Origin of the sequence: Nostoc sp., from assembly GCF_036919575.1 — a bacterium.
In the GTDB taxonomy this organism is placed as follows: Bacteria; Cyanobacteriota; Cyanobacteriia; order Cyanobacteriales; family Nostocaceae; genus Nostoc.
The window spans coordinates 125,459-135,898 of record NZ_JBALBY010000029.1 but is presented as its reverse complement, the minus strand read 5'-3'; the positions used below and the strand labels follow the sequence as shown (position 1 = coordinate 135,898).

The window sequence follows — 10,440 nt, the reverse complement described above, 5'->3', positions numbered from 1 at the left end:
CATTTTTGCAAATCCTGTGTAAAACAAAGACAAAACGTGCCTCAGATTCTAGTATGCTCCTAATGATCGATCGCATTAAGAATTTATATGCTAAAATTCATTTTTGCAAATCCTGTGTAAAACAAAGACAAAACGTGCCTCAGATTCTAGTATGCTCCTAATGATCGATCGCATTAAGAATTTATATGCTAAATCTGACTGGAAAAAATGCCCTTGTTACAGGTATTGCCAATAACCGCTCGATCGCCTGGGGCATCGCCCAACAGCTGCACAAAGCTGGAGCAACCCTGTGTATTACCTATCTGCCGGATGAACGCGGCAAGATGGAGAAAAAAGTCGCGGAGTTGGTAGAACCCCTCAACCCCAGCTTATTTCTTCCCTGTAATGTCCAAAATGACGAACAGATTCAATCTACCTTTGAGACAATCCGCGAACAGTGGGGGAAATTAGACATCCTCATCCATTGTCTGGCCTTTGCCAGCAAAGACGATTTAACTGGAGATTTTAGCCAAACCTCTCGTTCTGGCTTCAACACCGCCTTAGAAATCAGTACCTACTCGCTGGTGCAGTTAAGTAGTGCAGCCAAACCTTTGATGACAGAGGGAGGTAGTATCGTCACCCTGACATATTTAGGCGGTGTCAGGGCAATTCCTAACTATAACGTTATGGGAGTTGCCAAAGCGGGGTTAGAAATGAGTGTGCGTTACCTGGCTGCTGAACTAGGGCCGCAAAATATCCGCGTCAATGCCATTTCCGCAGGCCCCATCCGCACCTTAGCATCTTCAGCAGTCGGCGGGATTTTGGATATGATTCATCATGTAGAACAAGTAGCTCCCCTACGACGCACCGTCACTCAGCTAGAAGTAGGCAACGCTGCGGCTTTCTTGTGTAGTGATTTGTCCAGTGGCATTACCGGACAAATTCTGTATGTAGATGCAGGATATGAAATTATGGGAATGTAAGATGATTTAGGGAGTAGGGAGTGGGGAGTAGGGAGTAGGGGAGTAAGGAGAGCAAGCGAACAATTATTCTTGCCCATTTTCCATTTCCCATTTCCCATTTCCCACTCCCCACTCCCCACTCCCCACTCCCCATGCAAATAGTTAATTCAAACTACGACCAGTCAACTAAAACCCCTCGGATTGCCACTGTTCACCGCACCACTGGTGAAACTGATGTGCAAGTTACCATCAACCTGGATGGTAGAGGAACTTGCACAGCAGCAACAGGTGTTCCGTTTTTGAATCACATGTTGCATCAAATTGCCTCCCACGGGCTGATTGATATAGATGTCCAAGCCAAGGGAGACTGGGAAATTGATGACCATCACACCAACGAAGATGTAGGCATTACCTTAGGGCAAGCTTTGAACCAAGCGCTAGGCGACAGAAAAGGCATTGTCCGCTTTGGTAATTTTCTCGCACCATTAGATGAAGCTTTAGTTCAGGTAGCGCTAGACTTTTCTGGACGCCCTCATCTCAGCTACGGCTTGCAAATTCCGACTCAACGGGTAGGAACCTATGACACCCAGTTAGTGCGAGAATTCTTTGTGGCACTAGTAAACCATAGCCAAATGACACTGCACATTCGGCAACTGGATGGCATTAATTCCCATCACATTATTGAAGCAACATTTAAGGCGTTTGCGAGGGCAACGCGGTTGGCGGTAGAAATCGACCCCCGTCGTGCTGGACTGATTCCCAGTTCTAAGGGCGTTTTATGAAAGGAGTCAAATTAGTCAAATGGGGCATTGGGCATGGGGCATGGGGCATGGGGCATGGGGCATTACATATTTATTAGTTATTCTTTCTCCCTCATCTCCCCCATCTCCCCCATCTCCCTCATCTCCCTCATCTCCCTCATCTCCCCCACTCCCCACTCCCCCACTCCCCACTCCCCAATTTGCAATAATTGACACACCAGCAGTTGATGGTTATTATCAGCCTACCGGGTAACTTGTAATTAATATCAAGCTGGTAAGTGATTTAACCGAGATGAAGTCTGTTGCAGATGACCCTAATTCTCAACTTAATACGATAGACACTCCGCCAGTAGTCCTAACTTCTGAGTTGCGAAAAGTCTATCGCACTGGTTTTTGGCTAAATCAAAAAGTCGTATGTCTCAAAAACTGTTCTTTAACAGTTTACAAAGGCGAAACCTTTGGGTTGCTGGGGCCAAATGGTGCGGGTAAAACCACCCTTTTAAAATTGTTGCTGGGAATTATTCGTCCGACCTCTGGACGGGGATTATTATTGGGTGAGCCACTAGGCGATCGCAATGTTAAGCAATATATCGGCTATCTGCCAGAAAATCCCTATTTGTATGACTATCTCACCGGCTGGGAATTTTTGCAGCTAGCAGCTGGACTATTCCAAATTCCCAACAGTGTCCAACGCCAACGCATTCCCCAACTGCTGGAATTAGTGGGTTTGTCGCAAGCCGATGCCCACAAAAAGCTGTTGCGTCGCTACTCAAAAGGAATGCTACAGCGTGTTGGCATGGCACAGGCGCTAATTAACGAGCCAGAATTGGTTTTTCTCGATGAACCAATGTCTGGTCTTGATCCTGTAGGGCGCTACCAAATGCGGGAAATTATCCTGGCGCTCAAAGCAGCTGGTAAGACGATTTTTTTCAACAGCCACATCCTTAGTGAAGTAGAACAGATTTGCGATCGCATTGCCATCCTCGCTGAAGGTGAACTAATTTGCTCTGGTTCCCTCAATGAACTCTTAGGTGGGGAAAACACATATCACGTTAAAGGTCAAGGTGGTGACTGGGAAATTCTCAAAAAATGGATACCCACTCTCAGATTTGAGCCTGATGGTTCCTGGCAAGGTACACTACAAGATGATTACTACGATTTCCTCGCCAGTCTTCGGCTGATGGGGGGTAAAATTATTGCGATGAATTTGTCGCGTCACTCCCTAGAAGAATTTTTTATTCAACAAATCCAAAGAAAAAATAACTCACTGAATTAGTCTTGCTGCTTCTTGCCAAAGAGTAAATTGTGGGTTATCTTGAGGAACAAAATCCAGAATTTCTGCCTTTTTGAGTTGATCTTTCTCAACGCAAACCACACCAAATCAAATTCCCATCTCTTATCGAACAGAATTCAGGAGTCAGGAGTCAGAATTCAGAATGAATTCTGTACAACTGGCGGATGAATAACTGGGTTTAAGACCCCCACCAAATCATAGATTTGGTGGTCAACTTTCGTAGTGGCGGGTCCCAATCCCCGACTGAAAGATTGCTGAATTCGGAATTCTGGATTCTGCATTCTTCTTCAATAAGGTTATTTGTATTTATTTGTTAACAGAAAATTTATTGTATAAACTGGGTTCAGTTGCATAAATCCTATATTTTTTGATAATTGCTCTATTTCAGGAGCATTAACTTTAAGTTAACTTCACTAAAAGTTCAAATTCAATAGACAAATTTCCTCCGGAAAATCACACTTTTCGAGGAAAATAAGAGTGTCGGGGAACTTGAATACTTAGGTATAGTCAAAATAAAAATGTTTAGACAGTACTTTATTGATCGTAGTTTCGGAATCTCAGGTAAATATGCTTAACACAAGTTTGTTTAAATTTCTAACTCAGCCAGTTGTGGGTGTGGCTTTGTTAAGTGCTGTCAACGTCGCTGTGCCATGTGTCACTCTAGCTCAGGGACAACCATTACCAACAACTACACAAACACCAAGCACACCAACACAATTAGATACTAATTATTCATTAGGAGGCGGCGATCTCATCCGTGTAAATGTATTTGAAGTACCCGAATATACAGGTGAATACCAAATTCCGCCAGGTGGAGCGATCAACCTGCCTTTAATTGGCAGTGTATCAGTTCTCGGTCTTACAACTGAACAGGCTGCTGACGAAATTGCTAGAAGATATGCTCGCTTCCTCAAACGTCCCTTAATCTCAGTCAATTTATTATCGCCTCGTCCCATTAATATTTTCGTTGCGGGAGAGGTGACACGTCCAGGAGCTTATACTCTGAGCTTGAGCGGAGGCGCAGGGAACAATCCAGGCGTACAATATCCCACTATATTGGCCGCATTGACAACAGCGCAGGGAGTAACCTTGGCTGCGGATGTGACTCAAGTTCAATTACGGCGTAAAATAGGACGCTCTTCAGAACAAACAGTCAACGTCAATTTGAAGGAACTGATCCAAACAGGCAGATTATCACAGGATATTACCTTGCGGGATGGAGACACTATAGTTGTACCAACCGCAACCAACTTCAACGTTGCAGAATCCCGCAATATATTTGCAGCTAACTTTGCCGCCAGCCAAACCACACCCCGAACAGTCACAATTATTGGTGAAGTTAACCGTCCCGGTTCGTATCTTGTCACCCCAGGCAACACAGATGCTCAAGGGGGCGCAACCACTAACAGTGGCACCGCCAGTCCTACTGGTCTACCAAATGTGACGCGGGTAATTCAACTAGCTGGGGGAATTACAGCACAGGCTGATGTTCGTAATCTCAAGCTACGCCGACCGACAAGAACTGGCTCAGAACAAGCTATAGATATTAATCTTTGGCAGCTATTGCAGAGTGGTGATGCCAATCAAGACATCATCGTGCAAGACGGAGATACGATTGTTATTCCAACGGCAACTGAAATCAACCCCGCAGAAGCCACTCAATTAGCTACCACTACTTTGTCTCCTACATCTATTCAAGTTGGTGTGGTAGGTGAAGTTAAAAAACCAGGTTTAACACAGGTTCAGCCGAATAGCTCTTTAAATCAAGCTATACTCGCTGCTGGCGGATTTAATGATGCCAGAGCTAGTAGTAAGGCTGTTGATTTGATTCGCCTCAACCCTAATGGTTCTGTCACTAAACGTATAGTAAAAATGGATTTCTCCGCCGGGATTAATGAGCAAACTAATCCTATACTCCGCAATAATGACGTCGTGGTAGTCAGCCGATCTGGTGCAGCTAGTTTTGGCGATAGCGTAAATACTGTAACTGGACCTCTAGGTATTGTCTTGAATCTTCTCAACTTGTTCGGACTCTAATTTAAGAGATAGATGCAGATTGGGGGCGTTGGTCAACCCTCTTCGTCCCTAAAATTGCACTATTCTTGAATCAAAGCTCAATAGTCAAGAGTTAATATCGCTTTTCCATGACTCTCGCTAACTAAAAATCGTAGCTAACTTTTAAACCTTATATAGGAAGAGGATTGAAGCTTTTATTTTCTAACAGAATGCTATAAAACAGGAGTCAGAATACAGAATTCAGAATTCAGAATACTCTACCCATAAAGGGATAGAGTTTTAAGGCGAGAACATTTTAATTTTTTTCGCCCACCAGGCGCGAGGTTTTAACCAATATTCATCATCCACTCGGACTCCAATTCAATTCTGAATTCTGACTCCTGAGTTCTGAATTCTTCATATAAATCATGATTTTTTGGTCAAAAGCCTTGTGCCGTAGCAACTTTGGCTTTATTATTCGGTGAGAGTATTTTTTTGACAAACTTTGTTGTAAGTACTCAAATTTATTATGATAATGAGAATATTTTAGAAGGCAGAGGTGATAAATGATAGTCTCTGCCTTCTTTTTGCTGATTTCTTGATTATTATTATCATAAGAATTATTTAAGTAAATTAACTGATTGATAACAGATATACTATCTTATCCACAGATACCGCGTATACACAGTAGAATGATGTCGAATTGGAAATGACGCCATTTGTACGGTTGCTTGGTGTCCATTAATGAGTAAGTCTGGATACTGATAATTTTTCTTCAGTACTTTTACCAGATAGTTATTGTTTTGTTGAAGACAGGGTGAAGAAGGCAGGAGGCAGGAGGCAAAAGGCAGGAGGTTAATCTTGCAGTGTAGGCTTCAGACCTACACTGATTGCAGAACACCAAATCAGAGATTTGGAGTGGGGCTTAAACCCTTGCTCACGAGAATCGCGGCACGAGACAGAAAGTGGTAACTGAGGAGTTCGACAGGTCTTACCCTGAGCTTGCCAAAGGGCTGACTGTGCCACCTTGCCGTTGGCGCAGCCTAAGAAGAGAAGTGCAGTATTCTTCCTGCCTCCTACCTCTCTTGCTAAAAATGCATTTCAGCCATATTTACGCGAAAATACGCAGGTATAAGCCTAAGAAAGCCCTGTATAAACTTACATACAACCGTTACACGACCGGATCGAATACTGAGTTACTGACTAAGGCTAGAGCTACTGACTGTTGACGATTCAGTTTTTACAACATACCCTATTTTTTCCCTATGATGATTTATGGTTTCAGTTTTCTCAGTTTGAGCGCATCTCTTATACTTCCCTGGGCATTAACAGGTTTGGTTCAAGGAGAGAGAATAACAGAGTCTTTAGTTAGAGATGTTCGTCAGTCATCCACTGTTCAAGAAATGCGACTACCTAGCCGCAAGCTGATCAGCGCAGTTTCAACTGCGACAACATACTATGTTAGTGGTAATGGAAACGACAGAAATAGCGGACTCACTACCTCATCCGCCTTTAGGACAATTCAAAGGGCAGCAGATCTGACTAACCCTGGCGACACAGTATTGATTATGAACGGAGTGTACAAAAATTCACGCAATGCTGGGAGTGTAGTAAGTATTGAACGTTCTGGAAATGCAAAAGCATGGATTAGGTATAAAGCATATCCTGGACATTCCCCAAAAATTCAACATAATACATGGAGTGGTATCGGGTTGTCAAATGGAGTTTCATATATCGAGATCAACGGGCTAGAGATCATAGGGAACAATGCCAATATCAGCCTTGGTTATGCCTTAAGTCAGAAGTGGAACACATCAAATCCGCGTACAAATGGAAGCTGCATAAGCATTGAGGGACGCGATCGCCCTGTTCATCACATAAATATTCTGAACAATAAAGTGCATAACTGTGGAGCCGGAGGTATCTCAGTAATCGGGGCTGATTATGTAAAGGTGGATAATAACACTGTGTTTAATAACTCCTGGTATAGTGTCTATGGCAACAGCGGCATTTCATTGTTGATGAATTGTAATACTGACAACAACCGGGGATACAAGATGTTCGTGACCAACAACAGAGTCTACAACAATCGCATGTACATTCCCTGGCTTGGATCTGGAACAATCTCAGACGGTAATGGCATTATTGTCGATATTTCAAAACTTGGTAAACGTGGTGCATATCGAGGACGGACTTTAATTGCAAACAATATCACCTACAGGAATGGCGGTTCGGGTATTCATACCCATGAGAGTGAGCATATCGATATTGTCAACAACACAGCATATGAGAACGGGCAAACTCCAACCCTTAAAAAAGGGCAAATATATGCTGGTTATTCATCTGATGTCAAGATTTTCAATAACATTATCTATACTAAGCCTGGTCAAAAGGCGAACAGCAACATGAAGAATACCAACGTCACCTATGACTACAATCTTTACACCAAGGGTGCTGTGATCACTGTGATGGGAGCTAACGATATCATTGGAGACCCAGAGTTTGTGAATCCCTCAAATGGTGACTTTAGACTCAAAGCAAGGAGTGCGGCGATCAATAGTGGTTACTACTGGAAGGATTTGAAAACTGATTGCACAGGTAAACCTCGTCGTGCTGGTAGATATGATATTGGGGCATACGAATATCGGTAATGTTTAGATCATGTCCTGCTATCTGCTCATAGTTACGTCACACTGAAGTGTACGCTTACACAAAATTAGGACTTACGCATTGACAAGAAAACCAAAATACGTGTAGTCGGAAAACCCATATTTTTCGTAGGGGCAATTCATGAATTGCCCCTACGCGTGGGTATACTTACCATCAAATAATGATTAAGAAAAGCCTAAAACGACCTATTTTGGTAAACGCATACCATGATTATTTTGTACAGTGCCTAAGTCCTAAAAATAATCAGCTTACCCTCGTAGGCTGATTATTTTCTGGACAATTAAACAGACATGATATACCAGTTATGGTGTTCAGTTCAGTTATGAGACAAAATCTTACAGTGCATTTCAAGTTGGTGACGTACACAACCAAAGTCTCAAACCCTGGTGTAAAAGCTGTTTTACTTCTGAATTCTGACCCCTGAATTCTGAATTCTGCTGTAGTTTATACAGAGCTTTTGTCTGGAATACGTTTTTGTTGCTTAACCTGTTTTGTCAAATCTTGATGACTAAAGTATTCTTTAGCATGGTTGAAATAACTACTAGATTCATTTTTATCAATAATACCATTCACAACTAAACCTAAGACGTTGTGACGGGATCTCTCTAGCATTTCTTCAGCAGCAGCTGCACTATTAGAATCAATTACCTCTGGTCGAGCTACTAACAAAATCCCATCAGTCATTTGGCTTAAAGTCAAAGCATCGGCTGCCAAAAGCAGGGGAGGAGCATCAATAATCACAAAATCATAGTTATATTGAGATGAGAAATTTTCAATTAGTGATGCCATCCGTTTTGAGTCAAGCAAAGCAAGTGGGTTGGGAGGTCTAACTCCAGCAGTTAAAACATCAAGGTTATCCATTACCTTAGATACAGCAATCTCAAATTCAGCCTGACCGACAAGAACCTCACTCAAACCAACTGCATTAGTTAGTTGCCAGAGATGATGCTGAGAAGGAATTCGCATATCTGCATCAACTAATAAAACTTTACGTCCTAGTTGAGCGATCGCTGCCGCCAAATTAGCTGAAACTGTAGACTTGCCTTCTTTAGGAACTGCGCTAGTTACCACGATCGTTTTGAGTACTTTATCTGAACTCAGGAATTTCAGATTGGCTTGAATCATCCGATACATTTCGCTCGTTAAAGAGTGGGGAGTGTCTCTGACGGCAATTATTTGAGATGTTGATTCTGCATTTGAATAACGGGAACGAACCTTTTTAACAGACAAAGGAACAATTCCCAGCAAAGTATATCCAAATACATCTCTAACTTCTTTAAGTGTTTTTAGAGATCTATCTCTCATCGCTAGAAATAGCACAGCTGTGGTGGCAAAAAATAAACCGAACATCACTCCTAGCAGCAAAACAATTATTTTTTTGATTAGTACTTGCTCTTTCGGCACTAAAGCCTGAGAAATAATCCGGGAAGTAGCTGCATTTGTATTCTCAACTAACTGTAATTCTTGAACCTTTTTCAATAGAGTTTGATAGGTCGATTCTGCAACTTCAACTTTCCGTTCTAACTCCCGCTCATTTTGTGCCAATTGGGGTATGATTTTCACTCGCTGTTCGTAGCTAGAACGGGAATTAGATAGAGAGGAGAGTCTTTTAGTTAAGCCAAAGCGCTGTATTTCTGACTGTAGAAAACTTTGGATCAGTCCTTGTCTAAGCTGTCCAATCTGCAATTGGCTCTGGGGAACTTGTGTTTGATTGCCAATAGTCTGACCAACTTCCTGTTGCAAGAGAGATTTTAAATTAGCTTTTTTTGCTTCTAGGTTAATAACTACCGGGTTGTCATCTAGGAAACGGCTGCGCTCAATCGCTAACTGCCGATCGGTGTCTTGAAGTTGTGCAAGAACTCCCTGTACTGCTGGTGACTGACTAAGGGCACTTACAGCGATCGCTTGCTGAGAATTTAGCTCTACTTTCTGGCGCAGTTCATTGGTTTGGGCGTTTACCTCATCCAATTGAGCCTTAACAGTATCCATCTCACTGTCTAGATTTCCAATAGCCCCAACGGCTGACTTTGTCTCCTCTGATAAATCTGCAATCTGATACTTTTGTTTAAATATACGTAGCGCTACTTCTGCATTATCAACAGCGGCTTGAGTTTTAGGAAGCTGCCTGGCCATAAATTGACGAGTTGCTCCTGCCTCAGAGCGATTTGTCGTAATATCATTGTCTAAATAAAAATTCATAATTGTGTTGACGACTGCCGCTGCTTCTTCGGGGTCATGGCTGCTATAGGCAATTCGCAATACATCTGTCCCACCAAGAATTTTTACGGTCAGGTTTTTTTGTAGCTCTTCTACTTCCAGAGGTTTACCTTCATTGTCTTTGAGTTGTAGTTTGTCTATCGTCCGCTGCAAAAAAGTCGGCGAAGAAATAACTTCTATCTGACTGCTTATCGGATTTTGAGTTGCTACCAAGGGTTTCAAATCTCCTGAGTCTCCTCCTTCAGCGTAACTAGGTGAAAGACTAGTTCCAGCTACTTTAAAAGAGGGAACCCTGAATAACAGTTTTCCTTCTGCTTCATAGGATGGCTTCATAAATTGTGTAGCTATAGCACTGAGCATCACTGTAGCTACAAATATCGCAGTAGCAGGTAGCCACCATCGTTTCAATATCAATAAGTAATGACTCAGGTCTAAATCAATAGATTCTCTAGATTCCATAAATTTTTCTGACATAAATCTTCCAAAGTACAGGTCTTAAGCAAGAAACTAAAAATTGACTTAGAGCAGTGGCAAACCAGTTGCAATTGACAAGACTGATTAT

General features: G+C 42.4%; 7 protein-coding genes. 6 read left to right on the top strand and 1 reads right to left on the bottom strand.

Translation table 11 applies throughout. The annotated features are described in order from the left end of the window. The first annotated feature begins 185 nt into the window (after nt 1-185). From fabI to V7K27_RS09980, 6 genes are all read left to right on the top strand, one after another. Nucleotides 186-962, top strand: a complete 777-nt coding sequence (gene fabI, locus V7K27_RS10005) for an enoyl-ACP reductase FabI (RefSeq protein ID WP_334946647.1) — start codon at nt 186-188, stop codon at nt 960-962. 131 nt (nt 963-1,093) lie between these two features. Beyond that, on the top strand, nt 1,094-1,723 hold the full coding sequence (gene hisB, locus V7K27_RS10000; RefSeq protein ID WP_334946645.1) for an imidazoleglycerol-phosphate dehydratase HisB: 630 nt from the start codon (nt 1,094-1,096) through the stop codon (nt 1,721-1,723). 19 nt (nt 1,724-1,742) lie between these two features. Next, entirely contained in the window at nt 1,743-1,955 is a 213-nt protein-coding gene (locus V7K27_RS09995) for a hypothetical protein (RefSeq protein WP_334946643.1), read from the top strand. A 39-nt stretch (nt 1,956-1,994) separates the two neighbouring features. After that, on the top strand, nt 1,995-2,978 hold the full coding sequence (locus V7K27_RS09990) for an ABC transporter ATP-binding protein (RefSeq protein WP_334946641.1): 984 nt from the start codon (nt 1,995-1,997) through the stop codon (nt 2,976-2,978). Nucleotides 2,979-3,563: 585 nt separating this feature from the next. Continuing rightward, nucleotides 3,564-5,033: an SLBB domain-containing protein gene (locus V7K27_RS09985; protein ID WP_334946639.1), complete on the top strand. Its 1,470-nt coding sequence runs from the start codon at nt 3,564-3,566 to the stop codon at nt 5,031-5,033. Between the two features lie 1,223 nt (nt 5,034-6,256). Then, nucleotides 6,257-7,642, top strand: coding sequence for a choice-of-anchor Q domain-containing protein (locus V7K27_RS09980; protein WP_334946637.1), 1,386 nt, complete (start codon nt 6,257-6,259; stop codon nt 7,640-7,642). Nucleotides 7,643-8,105: 463 nt separating this feature from the next. On the opposite strand, the gene V7K27_RS09975 is transcribed toward V7K27_RS09980, so the two are convergent. Continuing rightward, nucleotides 8,106-10,352 carry a GumC family protein gene (locus V7K27_RS09975; RefSeq protein ID WP_334946636.1) on the bottom strand — a complete coding sequence of 749 codons (2,247 nt, stop codon included), beginning with the start codon at nt 10,350-10,352 and terminating at the stop codon, nt 8,106-8,108. Nucleotides 10,353-10,440 lie beyond the last annotated feature (88 nt).